Origin of the sequence: Corynebacterium auriscanis, assembly GCF_030408435.1 — a bacterium.
Lineage (GTDB): Bacteria > Actinomycetota > Actinomycetes > Mycobacteriales > Mycobacteriaceae > Corynebacterium > Corynebacterium auriscanis.
This window is the reverse complement of the sequence record NZ_CP047046.1, coordinates 1,129,602-1,147,763: the sequence shown is the minus strand read 5'-3', so window position 1 is coordinate 1,147,763 and position 18,162 is coordinate 1,129,602. Positions and strand designations below refer to the sequence as shown.

At 59.1% G+C, this 18,162-nt stretch carries 14 protein-coding genes; 2 read left to right on the top strand and 12 right to left on the bottom strand.

The window, feature by feature from the left end:
* Nucleotides 1-27: 27 nt before the first annotated feature.
* The 3 genes from CAURIC_RS04765 to CAURIC_RS04755 are packed head-to-tail and all read right to left on the bottom strand — an operon-like array spanning nt 28 to nt 4,192.
* Nucleotides 28-1,380 carry an alpha/beta hydrolase gene (locus CAURIC_RS04765; RefSeq protein WP_052094641.1) on the bottom strand — a complete coding sequence of 451 codons (1,353 nt, stop codon included), beginning with the start codon at nt 1,378-1,380 and terminating at the stop codon, nt 28-30.
* Between the two features lie 25 nt (nt 1,381-1,405).
* A complete protein-coding gene (locus CAURIC_RS04760) occupies nt 1,406-2,689 on the bottom strand; it encodes an alpha/beta fold hydrolase (RefSeq protein WP_290183393.1) in 1,284 nt (427 codons plus the stop codon).
* Between the two features lie 51 nt (nt 2,690-2,740).
* Nucleotides 2,741-4,192 (bottom strand): glyceraldehyde-3-phosphate dehydrogenase, encoded by a 1,452-nt coding sequence (locus CAURIC_RS04755; protein WP_035112776.1) that lies wholly within the window; start codon nt 4,190-4,192, stop codon nt 2,741-2,743.
* A 238-nt stretch (nt 4,193-4,430) separates the two neighbouring features.
* Here CAURIC_RS04755 and CAURIC_RS04750 point away from each other — a divergent pair, with 238 nt between their 5' ends.
* The gene (locus CAURIC_RS04750) at nt 4,431-6,104 is read left to right on the top strand and encodes a formate--tetrahydrofolate ligase (protein WP_035112777.1); all 1,674 of its coding nucleotides are present in this window, start codon (nt 4,431-4,433) and stop codon (nt 6,102-6,104) included.
* Nucleotides 6,105-6,132: 28 nt separating this feature from the next.
* Here the strand turns inward: CAURIC_RS04750 and der are convergent, their stop codons facing one another.
* A complete protein-coding gene (der, locus tag CAURIC_RS04745; protein WP_290183392.1) occupies nt 6,133-8,475 on the bottom strand; it encodes a bifunctional cytidylate kinase/GTPase Der in 2,343 nt (780 codons plus the stop codon).
* Between the two features lie 33 nt (nt 8,476-8,508).
* Nucleotides 8,509-9,552 (bottom strand): pseudouridine synthase, encoded by a 1,044-nt coding sequence (locus tag CAURIC_RS04740; RefSeq protein ID WP_172644018.1) that lies wholly within the window; start codon nt 9,550-9,552, stop codon nt 8,509-8,511.
* 298 nt (nt 9,553-9,850) lie between these two features.
* Here CAURIC_RS04740 and CAURIC_RS04735 point away from each other — a divergent pair, with 298 nt between their 5' ends.
* Nucleotides 9,851-11,440, top strand: a complete 1,590-nt coding sequence (locus CAURIC_RS04735; RefSeq protein WP_290183391.1) for an HNH endonuclease signature motif containing protein — start codon at nt 9,851-9,853, stop codon at nt 11,438-11,440.
* Between the two features lie 44 nt (nt 11,441-11,484).
* On the opposite strand, the gene scpB is transcribed toward CAURIC_RS04735, so the two are convergent.
* The 7 genes from scpB to CAURIC_RS04700 all read right to left on the bottom strand — a co-directional run bounded on the left by scpB (nt 11,485) and on the right by CAURIC_RS04700 (nt 18,158).
* Nucleotides 11,485-12,075, bottom strand: coding sequence for an SMC-Scp complex subunit ScpB (scpB, locus tag CAURIC_RS04730; protein WP_035115049.1), 591 nt, complete (start codon nt 12,073-12,075; stop codon nt 11,485-11,487).
* A 9-nt stretch (nt 12,076-12,084) separates the two neighbouring features.
* Nucleotides 12,085-12,888, bottom strand: a complete 804-nt coding sequence (locus CAURIC_RS04725) for a segregation and condensation protein A (RefSeq protein WP_035115050.1) — start codon at nt 12,886-12,888, stop codon at nt 12,085-12,087.
* 9 nt (nt 12,889-12,897) lie between these two features.
* Entirely contained in the window at nt 12,898-13,716 is an 819-nt protein-coding gene (locus tag CAURIC_RS04720; RefSeq protein WP_371440925.1) for a ParA family protein, read from the bottom strand.
* Between the two features lie 152 nt (nt 13,717-13,868).
* Entirely contained in the window at nt 13,869-14,774 is a 906-nt protein-coding gene (gene xerA / locus CAURIC_RS04715) for a site-specific tyrosine recombinase/integron integrase (protein WP_035115055.1), read from the bottom strand.
* Nucleotides 14,771-15,448: an NUDIX domain-containing protein gene (locus CAURIC_RS04710; protein WP_052095097.1), complete on the bottom strand. Its 678-nt coding sequence runs from the start codon at nt 15,446-15,448 to the stop codon at nt 14,771-14,773. The genes xerA and CAURIC_RS04710 overlap by 4 nt, the downstream gene beginning before the upstream one ends.
* 19 nt (nt 15,449-15,467) lie before the next feature.
* The gene (pyrG, locus tag CAURIC_RS04705; RefSeq protein ID WP_035115057.1) at nt 15,468-17,132 is read right to left on the bottom strand and encodes a CTP synthase; all 1,665 of its coding nucleotides are present in this window, start codon (nt 17,130-17,132) and stop codon (nt 15,468-15,470) included.
* A 105-nt stretch (nt 17,133-17,237) separates the two neighbouring features.
* Nucleotides 17,238-18,158 (bottom strand): copper transporter, encoded by a 921-nt coding sequence (locus tag CAURIC_RS04700; RefSeq protein WP_035115059.1) that lies wholly within the window; start codon nt 18,156-18,158, stop codon nt 17,238-17,240.
* Nucleotides 18,159-18,162: the final 4 nt, after the last annotated feature.

Sequence of the window (18,162 nt, the reverse complement as noted above, 5' to 3'; positions counted from 1 at the left end):
GACCAGCCCGCCCTGAGGGCGTGATCATCAGCGTTGATCCTCCGAAGGTAATGCATCTTCATGCGGTTTGCCATCGAGAGCATCGCGGTTGGTGCCGACCACTTTGGCATCCTCGGCGTGCGGTCCCAACTTGCCCTGCTGCGCCACCCATTCAAACGTCTGCGCCAAAGCCACCCTCCACACCTGGTAATCATGCCCGCCCGGCACAACGTGAATACGTGTATGCATCCCGGCGTCGTTGGCTAACCGACTGATGGGTTCCATCAGTGGTCGCACGGTTTTATCATCCACTCCCACGGCGAAGATCCCGTGGATATCGCGGTATTTTGGATCGCGTGTCCTCATAGCAGCTCGCAGTTGCGCCTGCGGGTCCTGCGCCCAAAACGCGTCGGCATCGCCACCAAAAATCTCACCGATCGTGGCCTCGCGCGATCCAATCGACATCTCGGGCTCGCCAGAAAAATCCAGAAAATTCCCGTAGACCTCCGGGTGATTCGTGACCACTTGCAGTGCGCACGTTCCGCCGTAACTCAATCCCCCTATCGTCCAAGTGGAGCGGTCTGGCTGGACCGTAAATTTCTCGCCAATAATCCTCGGCAAATCCTGCGTCAAATAACGCATCACGTTACCGCGGGGCCCATCTGTGCAACCGGGATTTCCTGTGAAAGACCCCGTGGCATCGACCGTCATCACAATGGGCGATACTCCATCGTGGGCCTGCTGGTAGGCGTCGGCAATCATCACAGCACGGCCGGAATCAATCCACTCGTCAGGGGTGCCGGGATTCCCCGCCATCAACAGCAAAACGGGTAGTGGTTCCTCACGAGTCCAGTACGCTGGTGGCAGGTACGCATATGATGGTCGCGGATTCCATCCGGATTCCCCGCCGTTCAACGCAACTTCCACCAAGGCGCCAGCTTCGCGCCCTTTCACTTTTGGAACACGGTCTTGTTTTTGAAACTCCCGGTAGTCCATCTGTGCAGCAACGCTTCTGGCTTCCAATGTCTGCAAATCGGGAAACGTTTGGTAGAAAGCATTAAACTGCATCACGGTCGTGAGCACGCTGAAAACCACCAGCAGCGATACCACTACGCGGCGCCTGCGCTGCATAAACGCGCACAGGACCACAAAGATGGTGCCGGCCACCGCCAGAGTCAATTCCCACGGAACCCTATCCGGAATAACCCCCCATTGGTTTTCGAACACCAGCTTGCCGAAGTACGCGATCCCTAGCGCCAACACCGCCGGACGAAATATGGATCGCCCTAGTGAATGCCCTCGAAAGCCCCACGTAGCGGCGATAATGGCAATCACCGACAAGATTGTAATAACCACCGACGCCGTGAAGTCGGTCAACGGCAGATCTAAAATTGCTTGCACAATTTCATAAATCTACGCTGCTTGGTTAATGATCCCGAATCTTTCCATGTAGTTCGGCGAAAATCGGCCCACCGGCCCAACGAATGCCATCGTGCTGGAATTTGTTCGTGATGTGCGGGCGCAAATCCCTGTATGCTGTGGCCGTTTTCATCGAGTATTCAAAGGGCACAAACACATCATCGACGTACACGGCGGCCGCCGCAGTTGCAGTCGCAGCTTGCAGGCCCTTTTCGTCATATGGGCTCGACGCCCACTCCTTCCCAGCCAACGCCTCCGCTGGGCTCCTGAAGTCCCGCAGCGCGGGATCCTCGTCGAACTGCCACGGAAAGATGTGCTCACCAGTCAGGTAATACGGATCGCTGCCCTGGGGGTCGGCGTTTTCTTCAAAACCGGCCAATTCCTCACGAACCCGGTGAGCTGACCACCCTGTGACCGACTGGCCACCCACCCCGCCATAAATGGATTCATGGATGGCGGCGTACAGCGGGCCAGCTTCGAAACTGACGGCAGATCCCACGCGCGCGAGGAAGTCGCGTTTCAAGCGCTTTTCCCCGCGCAGCTCGTGGAAAGGCTCCTCCAGCAGGTATGCCAGAGAATAGAACCCCGCGCCTCGCCCCAGATCTATGCCGATGGTACGGAATCGGCGCGAGCTCAACCTTTCCCCGGTGGGCAGGCGCTCGTCGGAATTGTCCAAGTGGTGCGCAATTTCCCGAATCCTCTGCTCCGCCCACGGGAATTCGCGGTAGAACTGTCCGTGCCGCAACTCCAGTTTCGCGAACGTCGTGCGGTACAACTCGTCCACGGGCGCGTCCAAGGTCGGCAGTCCGCCTGTGAGGTAGGCCCGGTCCACGGCCTCGGCATAGCGCGAAAGGTAGCTGGTGATGATGAAGCCACCGAAGCTCTGGCCAAACACCGACCATGAATCCACACCGAGGTGACGGCGAAGCGCTTCTGCGTCCTCCACGATCTGCTCCTGTCGCAGAACTTCTAGGCGCTCCGGCGAAAACTCATCCGGGCTCAGCGCGGCGTCGAGACGAAAGGACCGACCGGTGCCACGTTGATCCAGCAGCAGCACCCGGTAGTGCTTTAATGCCTCGGCAAGAAGGCCGGAAATACCCTCCGGGCGCGGCGCGGGAAATCCCGGTCCACCTTGGAAGTACACCAAGTAAGGACGGTTTTCCCCGCCGTCAGCGACGATCTCGCGGGCATACAACGAAAAACTCCCGAGGCGTGCAGGATCGAAGTGATCCCACGGAACCTCGAGAGTGTGTTCGCGGATAGTGTGCCTGAAGTGACGAGTTGTGTTCATGCACTACAGGCTAACCGACGGCGTGGTGAGGGGGACCCGAACCCCCTAGTCCTAGAGATCTAGGGCTTTGGCGCGCTGTGGCAGTACCTTTGGACGCACGCCCGCGATTTCCTCGACGATGCGAATAACCTGGTTGGAGTAGCCGAATTCGTTGTCGTACCACACGTATAGAACGAGGTGGTTACCGGAAGCGATGGTGGCTAGGCCGTCAACGATACCCGCATGGGTGGTGCCCACGAAGTCGGTGGAGACGACCTCAGGGGACTTGATGAAGTCAATCTGCTGGCGCAGTGTGGAGTGCAGGGACACGCGGCGCAGGTAGTTGTTGACCTCGTCGGCATCCACCTCCTGATTCAGCGAGAGGTTGAGCACCGCCATGGAAACATCTGGGGTTGGCACGCGGATGGCGTTGCCGGTCAGCTTGCCCTTGAACTCAGGCAGGGCCTTAGCTACCGCCGACGCCGCGCCGGTGGCGGTCAAAACCATGTTCAGGCCCGCGGCACGTCCGCGGCGCTCGCCCTTGTGGAAATTGTCGATCAGGTTCTGATCGTTGGTGAAGGAGTGAACCGTCTCCACGTGACCGTGCTGCACACCATAGCGGTCGTTGATGACCTTCAGAACTGGCGTAATGCCGTTAGTGGTACAAGAAGCAGCGGACAGGATCGTATCGTCCTCTGCGATGTCCCCGTGGTTGATGCCGTAAACAATGTTCTTGATGTCGCCCTTGCCCGGAGCTGTGAGCAAAACCTTGGCCACGCCCTTAGATTGCAGGTGCTGGCTCAAGCCATCGCGGTCGCGCCACACACCGGTGTTGTCCACAACGATTGCGTCCTTGATGCCGTACTCGGTGTAGTCGATCTCTGCGGGGTTGGACGCATAGATCATCTTGATGGGGGTGCCGTTGGCCCAGATGATGTTGTTTTCAAGGTCAGTAGAAATAGTGCCGTCAAAGGCACCGTGGACCGAATCGCGACGCAGCAGGGACGCACGCTTGATAATGTCACCCTCGCCCTTGGAACGGACGACGACGGCACGCAGACGGGCGCCACCGTAGGTGGCTTCGCGGGAAATGAGGATACGGGCCAGCAGACGGCCAATGCGACCGAAGCCGTAGAGCACCACATCACGTGGCTCGCGGTGGTCGTTGGTGCCAATCACGTCGGCCAGTTCCTTGTCCAGGTAGGCACGCAGGTCGGTCTCGCCCGCCTTCTCAAAGCGGGATGCGAGGGATCCAATATCAATGGAGGAGGTACCCAGGTCCATCTTCACCAGTTCTTGCAGAACCGGGAGGGTGGAGCTCAGTGGAAGCTCCTTTTCCACCACACGACGGGCGTAGCGGTGGCTCTTGATGATGTCAATGTCGGTGACGTTGACCAATAGACGACCGAAGATGCTGGTCACCACGTTGTTTTCGCGGTGCAAGCGGGAGATCAGTGGGAGCATTTCCTGTGCAAGGTGCAGGCGCTCGTTCCAGTCGTTCTGGTTGGGCACGTGGGAAGTCATCAGTTCCTCGTTTGTCGATTCTCGTTAGTCGTCGTCAATTCCCGATCAGTCGATGTCCATCGACCACGATCGTCATCGACGTGCGGGGGTTTCGCAGTTACCCCTCCTACCCTACCTTTATTGGGGAACATTTCCCGTATTGGGGGTGAGTGGATTACTGGTGGTGTAGTGTCTTTCGGCTGGCTGCACCTAGAGTGAAATTATGACCACACAACCAAAGGCATCCCCCGCACAACAGATGTCAGTCGCATCGCAACCTACTGATGTAGAGATCGCTCAGGCGCATAACGTGACCCCGATCGATGAGATCGCGGCCCGGGCAAACATCCCGATTGAAGCGTTGCTGCCGTTTGGACGTGCGAAGGCAAAAATCGATATCGCTGCACTAGAACCCCAGAAACGTGGTCAGCTGGTGCTGGTCACCGCCATGAGCCCCACCCCAGCGGGCGAGGGCAAATCCACGGTGTTGATTGGCTTGGCCGACGCGATGAATATGCGTGGCCACAACTCCATCGTTGCCATCCGCGAGCCCTCCCAAGGCCCCGTCATGGGCATCAAGGGCGGCGCGGCCGGCGGCGGTTTTGCGCAGGTTGTGCCCATGGAGGACATCAATCTTCACTTCACCGGTGATATGCATGCGATCACGGCGGCAACCAACACACTGGCGGCCATCGTCGACAACCATGTCCACCACGGCAATGCGCTCAACATCGACCCCCGTCGCGTGACGTGGCGCCGTTGCTTGGACGTCAACGACCGCGCACTGCGCAACATTGTCACTGGCCTAGGTGGCCCCGTTCAAGGAGTTCCACGCGAGGCCGGATTCGACATCACCGCCGCCAGCGAGATCATGGCGATCCTGTGTTTGGCCAGCGATTTTGCTGATCTTAAGCAGCGTTTGGGCCGCATAGTTGTTGGGCAATCCTACGATCGCACGCCTGTCACCGCCGCCGATCTTAAGGCCACCGGCGCTCTGGCTGTTTTGCTTCGCGACGCCATCAATCCCAACTTGGTACAAACACTGGGTGGCACACCCGCTTTGGTTCACGGCGGGCCTTTCGCAAATATCGCGCACGGGTGCAATTCTCTCGTTGCTACCAAAACCGCTCTGGGATTGGCCGATGTGGTGCTCACCGAAGCTGGGTTTGGTTCTGACTTGGGAGCGGAAAAATTCTTCAACATCAAGGCTCGCGCTGGCGACCTCAACGTCGGTGCTGTGGTTGTGGTGGCAACCATTCGATCGCTGAAGTACAACGGCGGTGTTGCCCGGGATTCTCTCACGGAGGAAAACCTCGCCGCATTGAAGGCCGGGCTGGTCAACCTAGAGCGTCACGTGGAAAATACCCGCAAATTCAATGTGGAGCCCGTGGTGGCACTGAACTCCTTTGCCAGCGACACTGATGCCGAACGCGAAATTCTGCGCACATGGGGACAAAACCACGGCGTGCGTGTTGTGGAAACCCGAGTGTGGTCTGAGGGCGGCGACGGCGCGTTGGACTTGGCCGACGCGGTGGCGGAAGTCCTCACTCAGCCCGCCCAAAACCAGCAGTTGTACGACCCAGCCGCGGGAATCGAGGCTAGCTTGCATACGATCGCCACCGAGATCTACGGCGCGGAGGGCGTGGAACTATCGAACGCAGCACGCAAGGATCTGCAGTTCCTGCGCAACAACGGCTGGGACACGCTTCCCGTGTGTGTATCGAAAACCCAGTACAGCTTCAGCGACGACCCCGCGGCCCTCGGTGCACCTAGTGGTCACACTTTGCATGTACGACAACTGGTGCCCCGCATTGGGGCGGGCTTTATCGTCGCCCTGACCGGGGATGTTATGACCCTCCCCGGCCTGCCTAAGCGCCCAGCTGCAGAAGGCATCGACCTCGACGAGTCGGGTCAGATCCGCGGACTTTTCTAGACCCGGTAGGGCTATTTACCTAGGGCCCCTACTTCCGCTTGCGCTTCTCCCTCACACGAACCGCAATGCGGACCGGGGATCCTTCGAAGCCGAATGCCTCACGCAGTTTGCGCTCCAAGAAGCGCCGGTAGCCGTGCTCCAAGAATCCGGTCGTAAATAGCACGATCACCGGAGGCTTGGTGGAGGCCTGGGTAGCGAACAATACGCGAGGCAGTCGACCGCCGCGCATAGGTGGCGGGGTCTGCGCGATAACGGCGCGCAACCACGTATTCAGCTGGCCCGTTGGGATGCGCTGATCCCAGCTCTCCAGTGCCTCGATCATCGCAGGCTCCAGCTTTTTCAGCGCGCGCCCCGTCTTCGCGGAAATGTTCACGCGTCGCGCCCAAGGCACATGTGCCAACTGCAGATCAATCTCGCGCTCCAGTTCCCACCTGCGGTCCTCGTCAACGAGATCCCACTTGTTGTATGCCACCACTAGGGCACGACCGGAGTCGAGGATCAGCCGGAGTACTCGCTGATCCTGTTCGGCGATGGGCTCGCTGGCGTCAACCAGAAAAATAGCGACCTCTGCGGCATCAATAGCAGCCCGAGTGCGCAATGAAGCGTAAAACTCGTGACCGCGTGCGGTTTTAGTCTTCTTGCGGATTCCGGCGGTGTCCACAAAGCGCCAGGTCTTCTCGTCCAGCTCAACGATGGAGTCCACGGGATCGACGGTGGTACCAGCGACATTATCGACAACCGAGCGCTCTTCGCCCGTGACCTTGTTCAACAGGCTGGACTTGCCCACGTTGGGACGACCCACCAGCGCAACGCGCCGCGGACCCGAAACAATCGACGTCTGCCGTGGCTGGTCGGGGAAGTCCTTGAGGACCTGATCCAAGACATCGGCTGCGCCACGGCCGTGTTGCGCGGAGACCGGGAATGGCTCGCCCAGACCCAAGCCCCAGAATTCGGCCATATCGGCGTACTGCGAATCGGAATCGAACTTGTTGGCCACCAGAATCACCGGGATGTTGGAGCGCTGTAGCTTGCGTGCAATCACCTCGTCGGTCGCAGTGATGCCGACCTTGGTGTCCACGACGAACACAATCACATCGGCCGTATCCATCGCAGTTTCCGCCTGACGAGCAATGGCCGCGTGGATACCCTTCGCGTCGGGATCCCAGCCACCGGTATCCTGCACCCAGAATCGACGCCCGGTCCACTCACCCAAGTAACTGATGCGGTCGCGGGTGACACCCGGGAAGTCCTCCACCACTGCCTCGCGACGCCCGATGAAGCGGTTCACCAAGGTGGATTTACCCACGTTGGGGCGCCCCACGATGGCAACGGTGCACAGGGCCTCGCGTTCGGCTTCATCATCGCCGAACACCCCGAACGCTTCCTCAACGGCATCCCAGTCAGTCTGATCTTCACCGCTGCTCAGCAGGTCAAATTCCTCGGCATCCTGACCCGCGACGAAGAATTGAGTTTCACCAAAGTCGGCTTCGCTGAATTCGGCCTCGTCGAAGTTCTCTTCGTCGATCTCATCGCTCTCGCCGTCGCTATAGCTCTCGCCGTCGCCGATCACGTCACCGTCAGTGGTGCGGAACACTAGGTCGTCAAGTTCTACTGCCTCTTCTTCCCGACGCCCCTCGCCATCCCCATTCTCGCTCAGAATGAGGTCCTGAAATACCGCCAACACCTCGTCGATGCTGAGCTCTCCGGTATCCAGAACCGTGGCATCGTCCGCGGGGCGCAGTGGCGACGTTGCGCGGGAAGAGTCCGCTTCATCGCGGCGCTGCACGTCGGCGAGGACCGCGTCGAACTCCACGTCGCGACCGGCCGCAACGTCCTGGTCAAACCGGCGTCGCGCCCGAATCTCTGCGCTGGCGGTCATGAACACCTTCACGGGCGCATCGGGCAGCACGACCGTACCGATATCGCGCCCCTCAACCACGCATCGCCCGGCCCTCTCGGCCAGCTCGCGCTGCAACTTCACCAGGTTCTCGCGTACCTCCGGGATTGCCGAGACAGCGGAAACGTGCGCTGTGACTTCCGGCCCGCGGATTTCCCCGGATACGTCCTGGCCGTCCAGCAGGACTTCCGTGCTGCGGGGATCTTCGTTGACCTCGAGTGGCAGGTTCTGGGTGGCGGCAATGATCGCGTTCGTAGCGTCCGCGTGGGTGGGGTCGATTCGCTGCCGCAGAACGTGCAGCGTAGCGACGCGATACATCGCGCCTGTGTCCAAGTATTTTGCGTTGGCGAGCTCAGCAAGGCGTCGACAAACAGTAGATTTACCCGTGCCGCTAGGGCCGTCAACTGCAACGATGAACCCGCCACCGGCAGTGTTTTCGTGGGTTGCGAGGGCGTGAGTGGGGTTAGTAGTCATTCAACGATCCTTTCGGGATGCTTCTGGGGAGGCCTACAGCCCCACGGCCTTGTAAAGACTTTGCAGCTCCGAGCTATTGAGTGCGCGTACGGTGCCGGGCTTTTGCTCGCCTAGCTGCACGGTGTGGATCTTGGTGCGGACCAGCGCTTGGACGGGGAAACCAGCAGCTTTCAGCATGCGGCGCACGATGTGCTTACGCCCCTCATGCAGCTCAATCTTGACCAGCGATTTGCCTTGCCATACGTCCACGATCTGCACGTAGTCGGCCTTAGCGATGCCGTCTTCCAGGTCCACGCCTTCTTTGAGCGTTCGGATGAGCGCCCGGTCCGCCTCACCAAGCACCGTTGCCATGTACGTCTTCGGGACTTCGTACTTCGGGTGCATCAGTCGGTTGGCCAGTTCACCGTCGTTCGTGAGCAGCAACAGCCCCTCTGTCGCGGCATCCAATCGACCCACGTGGAACAACCCCTGCCCCTGATTGAACTTGGCCTCCACGAGCTCTCCCACGTGCGGGCGCCCTAAATCGTCGTGCATCGTCGAGTGCACACCGCGTGGTTTGTTCAACACGAAGTACACCATTTCCTCGTTGACCTGCACGCGGGTGCCATCCACCCGAACGACATCGACGCTCGGATCAATCCGCAACCCCATTTGCCGCACGACCTCGCCGTTGACCTCAACTCGGCCCGCAGCGATCAGTTTTTCACTCATGCGCCGGCTTGCTACTCCGGCGGATGCAAGAACTTTCTGTAGCCTGACCTGCTGCTTTTCTTTCTTTTCTGACGCCAAAATCTGCGCCGCTTCATCTTCCGACACATGCTGGTGCTTGGCTGGGTTCACGTTGGGCACAAAGCGGTCCACGTCGCGCGGGCTGCTGTCGACTGGCTGTGGCACGGGTGCTTTGCGTGCGTTGTTCCGTCCCGCACCTCGTCCCGCACCCCGCGCAGCACCGCGCGGATTGGTGCGTGCACCGTTGCGTGCAGCCGAGCCCCGCCCCTGCTGCCCATTTCGGGAATTATCTTGATTTCGTTGACGATCATTTTCCGGTGTGCCGTCTCGGCGAGCGGTTCTATTCAACTGTGTTTCCTCACATGAGAAGTGTGTTATATATCCTCCCACATCCTAGCAGGTAGGCAGCCATAGTGAACCATTGCAGCTGGGCCCCCTTCTCCACTGCTAGTCCCCCGGCCGCTTCCCATCCAGCTTCTACGCCACCCACTTGTCCCTGCCCCCGCCATGCTAGCCCACCCTCTCTGAGATGCTAGCCCCCTCTGAGATGCTGATTTATTTCCTAGGAATTCTTCTAACAAACTATTGACTGGTTCGTACAGCCGTTCTAATATTGGGGTAACAAAGGGGACGAAACGGGGGAAACGTGAGTAATCACAAAGACTTCAACGACCATAAAGATTCACCGCCACAACAGCATTCCACCTCAACCAACGCTCCATACGATAAATCCGCAGCTCAGTCCGGGCCCACCCCAGAGGGGAAACATCAAAGCCAAGAAACCATTCCTGGAATGGATAATTTCGAACAAAATAACGTCCCGCCAGGGAGTGGCCTTTCTGACGAACCTCCCCATGGACGACTACCCGAGCCACCGGATGAGGAACTGCCCGAAGAGCTCGTTCTCATCCTGGAGCAGCTGGAACCGCAGTGGCGTCATCCAGAAGCCTCATGGCGTGTAGACGACCCAAGCGATCCTGTCAGCCTGGCTTCCAAGACCATCAATGCACTTCACGTTTACCTCGCCTATCTGACATTGCCCAGCATGGAGGACATGATTGACGACCACACCACCCGCGTTCACGCGCGGACGGGTTTAACGGCGTGGAAGGCCGAACAGATCGCCATGGTTGGACTGACCCTCACGAATTTTCCCCGGTTCGCCCACCTAGTCAGTGGTGGCGCGTTTCATTTCCAGCTGGTATTCCGGCTTTGCGAGCACCTATCCATTGTTAAAACCAATCATCGGAAACTGGTGGATCATGCAGTGGTCAAACTGCTGGAACCGACGGTGCCTAATCAAGCGATGCGCTCCCTCAAATGGATCGATGACACATTCGCACGCCTCATGGAGTTCATCGACCCCTTAGCGGTTCCAGTCCCGAAAGACACCCCTGACACGGATGCCGGCACTGATGCTGACAGTGATAACGACGGCATCAACCCCGATGACGTCCCACCCATGGATGAGGATACCTACCACGATGGTGTGAGCTCCTTTAGCTACGACAACCGCGACCCGAACTACACCACCTTCACTCTCACCGTCGATGCCATCACCGGCGTCGAACTACTCAAAGCCATCAACAACGCCGCCACCACCAATAACACCACCCAAGGCCAAGCCTTCCTCGGGCTACTACGCGGCCAGACCACCGCATCGATCACTCTCAACCTCTACAAAAACACCTTCGGCCTGCCACTGGACGACGTCTTCGGCGAAGGTCACTGGCTCACCACCGCCGCCTCCGCCGCCTGGCTCGACCGCATCACCCACCTCGCCGGCGCCGGCACCAGCGATAACAACGGCTACCAACCATCCGCCCGCACCGCTGCCATGGTCGCCGGACGAGACGGGCACTGCCGATTCCCCGGCTGCACCATCCCCGCCCACCGATGCCAAATCGACCACGTCCACCGCTACGACCACACCAACCCCACCGCGTCGGGGCCGACGTCCACCGACAATTTGCACCTGCTGTGCGCTAAGCACCACCGGTTGAAAACCGCCGGAAACTGGGATGTAACCCTCCACCCCGACGGCACAGAAACCTGGACCAGCCACGGAGACGGCCACACCATCACCACCACCAGCGACGGCCCCCTCGGCCGCGAAACATTCCAACACAAAGCCACCAGGCGCATCAGGGTCACCCATGCCTATAACGAACGACGACTAGGAATCATCGACCAGGAAGACGAACCCAATAGCAACAACGACGAGCCGCCATTCTAAACACCAACCCAGGGTCGAGAATTTATAGATCCCGCTCCATGGCTCTAATCGTCAATCGAGTCAACCTCGGGAAGAAGTGGTGCCAAATCAGGCAGTTCGGTGAGAGAAGCAATACCCAGCTGTTCGAGGAATAAGTCCGTGGTGGAGTACAAGTTCGCTCCACCCGGTCCTTCGGGGACCTCCGAAACCAGGCCACGCAACGCCAATGTACGCATGACGCCGTCGCAGTTAACACCGCGGACGGCCGAAACCTGCGCTCGCGTCACCGGCTGGCGATACGCCACCACCGCCAAAGTTTCGAGAGCCGCGCGCGATAACCGCTGCTGCGTACCATCCAGAAGCTTTGCCTCCACGGCCTCCGAATTCTCCCTCCGCGTGTACAGCCGATAAGCCCCGTCGCTTTCACGCAATTCGAAGCCAGAACCTCGCGCATCAAACTCGTCCCGAATCTCCACCAACACCATCTCGATCTCGTTGGCGGGGACCACCGTGGCGTCGGTGGAAAGAACCCGCGCAAGCTCAGCAGCGGTGACCGGCTCGTCACTCACAAGCAACAGGGATTCGATGCGACTGCGCAAAAGTGAAACAGGTGCCAGAGGCACAGCGGCCGCAGACTCGTTTTCATGGTCGTTCATGAATTCAGGTTACGTCCAGTTCGATGCCGCAACCACGGCCGGGTCCACATCCAGCCCAGTCCAGGCCACGGACATTTCCTCCAACGGGATCTCCTGCTCGATTCCGATGGCCCGGGCCTTGTAAAGCTCCAGCAACGCCAAGAAGCGCCCCACGATAGTCATATTCAGCTCGCAATCGGCTATCAACGTACCGAAACTCACCCACCTGTTCTCACCAGCGACTTTCAATGTATTAAGAATGTGCCCAGCCTGCTCCGGGACACTCACCGCAACCTGGTGAACGTGCCCCGTATCCACACCCGACGGCCGCGGACGGAACACAGCAGCGGCAAGTTCCGCGAAGCTGTCAGCAGTGTGACCGATCTCCACGGGAGGCAGCAGGTTCGCTTGGTGCTCCTCCAGCGACAGCCCAATCGGGTGGCGCCGCGCCGCGTTGCGCTGCCACTCCGCAAACATCTGCGCCACCTGCTTATACGCCCGGTACTGCAGCAAACGAGCAAACAGCAGGTCACGAGATTCCAAGAGGGCGAGGTCCTCTTCATCCTCCACCTCACCCCGTGGAACCAGCCGCGCGGCTTTCAGATCCAACAACGTGGAGGCCACCACAAGGAACTCAGTGACCTCATCCAAATCCTCCGCGGATTTCGATAACCCCTTCGTGTACGCAATGAACTCATCGGTCACTCGTGCCAAGGCAACATCCGTGATGTCCAACTTATGGGAGTGAATCAGCTGCAATAACAGGTCAAACGGCCCATCGAAGTTGGCCAAAGCGACACGGAAGCCTGTGATCTCCGGCTGTGTGGATTCCACCGGCTGATCCTAAGGTTGGGCAGCTACGCGCTCGATGACCTCTGCGGCAAGGTTGCGATACTGCACTGCGCCAGATGACTTCGGTGCCCAGGTGTCGATCGGCTCGCCAGCCACGGACGTTTCCGGGAACCGCACGGTGCGTGTAATCACCGAGTCGAAGACCTTAGAACCAAAGGCCTCCACTAATCGCTCCATCACCTCGCGCGAGTGCAAGGTGCGACGATCGAACATCGTCACCAGAATGCCCAAAACCTCCAGCCGGAAGTTCAGCCGATCACGCACCTTTTCTACCGTGTCCATCAGCAGTGCCAAACCACGCAAGGAAAAATACTCGGACTCGACGGGAATGATCACAGAATCCGCACACGATAGCGCGTTCACCGTCAGCAACCCCAACGATGGCTGACAATCGATGACGATGAAATCGTAGTCGTTCATCACTGGACGCAACGCCCGCGCCAGTGCTTGTTCACGGCCGACCTCATTGACCAATTGGATCTCAGCAGCGGACAGATCGATATTCGCCGGCACCACGTCAAGCCCCTCGACTGGACTTTCGTGGATTGCATCTAGAATAGACAGCGAATTATCCACCAGCAGGTTATACACCGTAACGTCCAGCTCCTGGTGACCAATCCCCAAGCCGGCTGACAAGGCACCCTGCGGGTCCAAGTCCACCAGCAAAACCTTGCGCCCGAAGGCAGCTAGAGCCGAACCCATATTGATAGTCGAGGTGGTCTTCCCCACCCCGCCCTTCTGGTTACACATGGCAATGATGCTGGCAGGCCCATGCGATTTCAACGGCGCCGGATCCGGCAACTCCCGCATGGGCCGACCGGTCAGGCCGATCTTCTGCTCGGGCTTATCGAAAAGCGCGTCGGATTCTGACACAGTCAAGCCCTTTCCCTTGTCCTACCCTTGTCCAATAAAACCATCAACGGTAATTGCGAACTAATTACACGCTATAGATTATCAGCCACTCACACGCGGGGGTGCGAAGTGGCCCACATCTCGCGCAGGTGATCAGCGGTCACCTTGGTATAAATCTGCGTCGTCGCCACCGAGCTATGCCCCAGCAACTCCTGCACAACTCGCACATCCGCCCCACCTTGCAGCAGATGCGTAGCAAACGAGTGCCGCAACGCGTGGGGCGACACCGGTGGCAAACCTGCCCGCTCTGCAGCCTGGGTCACGGCTTTAAACCCGGACTGCCGCCCCATCCGTCCGCCACGCACATTCAAAAATAGCGCCGGTGACCCCTTCTTATTCATCGCTGGTCTCGCTCGCACCACATACTGTTCTAGGGCCATCGACGCCGGGCTGCCAAGCGGCACCAGTCGCTCCTTTGCACCCTTGCCTCGCACCAGAACCATGCGCTCCCCCTGATCCACATCGTCGACATCTAGTGCCAACAGTTCGCTGATCCTCGCACCCGTGGAATACAGCATCTCCAACACCGCGCGATCCCTGATGTCTACGAGAGAGGCGGCATCGCTGTTCGGCGTGGCGTCAAGCAAGCTAATGACCTGTTCGACGGTCAGCGCCTTAGGGATAGGTGCACCCCGTTTCGGCACCGGGACTGTGGCGGCGGCGTTGCTGGCGAGGAGTTTCTCGCGCTCGCCGAAATCATGCAAACTGCGGATGCTGGCGAGTGCGCGTGCCGCACTAGATTGCGCTATCCCTTTGTGCCCTGACTGGTCCGTCTGCAACCACACCAGATACTTCTCGATATCGTTGCTGGTGACGTTCGTAAGATCCTTGTCCCCAAGCCATTCCTGATAGCGGTCGATATCGCGCTGATAATTATTCAGAGTGTGGCTGGAGACATTGCGTTCAGTCTGCAGGTGCCGGCGCCACTGGTGAATTAAGCGGTCGTTGTTATTCACCGGACGAATTTCATGTCCTGACCCGGCTCGTGGCCACGGCGCTCGGCCATACCGGAGTGGTAGTAATAAGGCTCGCTGACGTCGCGCTTGGTACCAACAGCCAAGTGGAGCAACGCGGCCACGGCAATAGAGTTTTCCACCTTGCCCATCTGCACCCATTCGATGGCTTCCGGCACGGGAACCCATCGGGTCTCGAGGTCTGCTTCTTCGTGCTCGGGATCTGGGATCTCGAAATCCAATTCGCTGAGGTCATTAGATAGGCCCTCAGCCAGGTAGATGCGCGTGAACTCTTCACAGAAGCCGGGGGACGTCACCACGTCACCCAAAAGATGCCACCGCTCCGCCACAAGGCCAGCTTCTTCCGCCAACTCGCGACGGGCTGCATCCAATGGGTTCTCACCGGCCATGTCCAACAACCCCGCGGGAATCTCCCATAGGTAACGGCCTACTCCGTGCCGATACTGGCGGATCAGCAGCACTTTTCCATCCCGTACGGGAGCGATGGCCACGGCACTGAAATGCTCGACAATCTCACGGGTCATCTCACCAGTCGGACCATCGATCGTGTCCTGACGAACCGCGATGATGGGGCCATCGAACAGGACCTTCGAGGCCTTGACGGGATACTTGTCGGTGGCATCTGGATGTTGTTCGCGTGACAGGGGTTCAGTCATGACAACGAGTGTAGTGATTTTAGCGGTTATCGCGGTGTTCCAATGCCGCATCCACCAGCCCCTGGAACAGTGGGTGTGGACGGGTCGGCCTAGACTTATATTCAGGGTGTGCTTGGGTTGCCACGAAATACGGGTGCAGGTCCGTTGGGTACTCGACGAACTCCACGAGCTTGCCATCTGGTGATGTGCCGGAAAAAAGCAGGCCGGAGCCTTCCGTGATCTGGTCCCGGTACTGGTTGTTGACCTCGTAGCGGTGGCGATGACGCTCGGTCACATCCTCCTTACCGTACAGCCCGGCTACCACGGAACCACTGGCCAACTTCGCCGGGTAGGAACCTAAACGCATGGTGCCACCCAAGTCCGCCTCACCGGATACAGCGGCTTTCTGCTCTTCCATGGTGGAGATGACGGGCGTGGTTGCCTCGGGATCGAACTCGGTGGAGGATGCGTCTTCCAGTCCCGCCTGGCGCGCAGCCTCAATGACAATGCACTGCAGGCCCAAGCAGATCCCCAGAAGCGGCAGACGGTTTTCACGGCTATAGCGAATAGCGCCGATCTTGCCCTCGATACCACGGATGCCGAATCCGCCTGGGATGACAATTCCATCTACATCGGCCAATTCCTGCTCTGCGCGCGCTGGGTCTTCCAACTGGTCGGAGGCGATCCACTTCACATTGGCTTTCACCTTGGCACCAAAGCCCGCAGCGCGGACGGCTTCCGCGACGGACAGGTAAGCATCCGGCAGGTCAATGTACTTACCGACGATTCCGATGTTTACCTCACCCTCGGGCTTGTGCACGCGGTCCAGAAGCGTGCCCCATACTGTCCAGTCCACATCGCGGAATGGCAAGTTCATGCGGCGAATGATGAACGTATCCAAGTGCTGCGAGTGCAGCACCTTGGGGATGTCGTAAATCGACGGCGCATCGGGGCAGGCGATAACGCCCTCTTCCTCAACGTCACACATCAGTGCGATCTTGTCCTTCATGGACTGCGGAACATCGCGGTCAGCGCGCAGCACCAGAGCATCCGGAACAATACCGATGGACCGCAATGCAGCCACGGAGTGCTGGGTTGGCTTGGTCTTCAGCTCGCCCGACGGCGCCAAGTACGGAACCAAGGAAACGTGGATGAACACAATATTCTCGCGGCCCACCTCGTGGCGCACCTGACGGGCTGCCTCAAGGAAGGGCTGGGATTCGATATCACCCACGGTGCCACCGATTTCGGAAATCACAACATCGGGAACCGCACCCTCTTCGTCAGGATTGGCCATGGCCAAGACGGAGCGCTTGATCTCATCGGTGATGTGAGGAATAACCTGCACGGTCTTGCCTAGGTACTCACCACGACGCTCCTTGGCGATCACGTTAGAGTACACCTTGCCGGTGGTGACGTTGCCGGTGGCGGACAGGTTGCGGTCCAGGAAGCGCTCGTAGTGCCCCAGGTCCAGATCGGTCTCTGCGCCGTCTTCAGTGACAAACACCTCGCCATGCTCAAACGGATTCATGGTACCGGGGTCCACATTCAGGTACGGATCCAGCTTCTGCATCGTCACGCGCAAGCCCCGGGCGGCGAGCAGCTGACCCAAGCTGGCAGCGGTCAAACCCTTGCCCAGCGAGGACGCCACGCCACCGGTTACGAAAATGAACTTGGTCTTACGTTCTGAATGGCCGTTCGACATGGCTGCTCCCGATAGATCCGATTTACTCAAGCCTCGTCACAAGCGGGAAAACAAAAATCCCGCAGGTGCTTACCTACGGGACTTCAGCCTAACACATGGTTGTAATTATCCGTCATTAGCGCTGGCAGCAGCAGCATTCTCCGCAGCACCGAAGTGCCCTGAGCGCCCCTTGACCTCGCGGGCAAGCCCCTGCACCACCGTGATCCGCCCTGCCACACTGTCGACGTTGTCCACCGTGCTGAACGCATCTGCGTACTCAGCCTTGCCACGAACGATGCCGATGGCACCGTTCTTTTCCGCGCTCTGCGGCTGGCCGGCCAAAACCACGTTCTTCATCGCTTGATCCACACCCGCACTGAAATCGGCGAAAAAATTCGTTGCGTAATTCCCGTTATCGGCATCGTCCGCCCGGTTACCCGTGATGATCACGGCAGCCTCCGCAGCCTTCGGAGCCTCACCGTCATACTTGATGTAGTCGGCTTTCTTCAGACTGCCAAACACCACGCCACGGTCCGTCTCGCTCGCGGCCTTGCTTCCAGACTTCAACGCTGCGCCCAGCAGCTGGCCGGCGTGCATGCCTGGGGTCAGGTTCTTCTCGGACAACTTGGCCCCTGCTGGCAGCGAGTTCGCGGCAATCGACTTGATGTCGTCGCCACTGTTTGACTGCACGGCTTTATCTGTTAGAGCCACACTGCCCGTTAGCTTCGCGCCCGCTTGCCGCAGGAGCCGGCGGGTGGCTTCCACATCGGAGCGCGGGGCGTCGTCGGTATAGATAAGAACCACAGCCTTACCATCAAGCTTGCCGCGAACAGCAGAGCTTGCCACATCCTCAAGAACGGCATCACTGGCCTTGTTCTTGCCTTCGGCAATCTCGCGGGCGCTGGTCTGCTCCTCCAGCTCACGGTGGGTGGCAGAACCCGTGCTGCTGGGGCCACCCGGGACATTCGGCGCAAGCGCGTAGAAACCTAAAGCGGTGCCCGCAGCCAATCCAAGGCCCAGACCCGCGATCACTCGGGATTTACTCAATGGA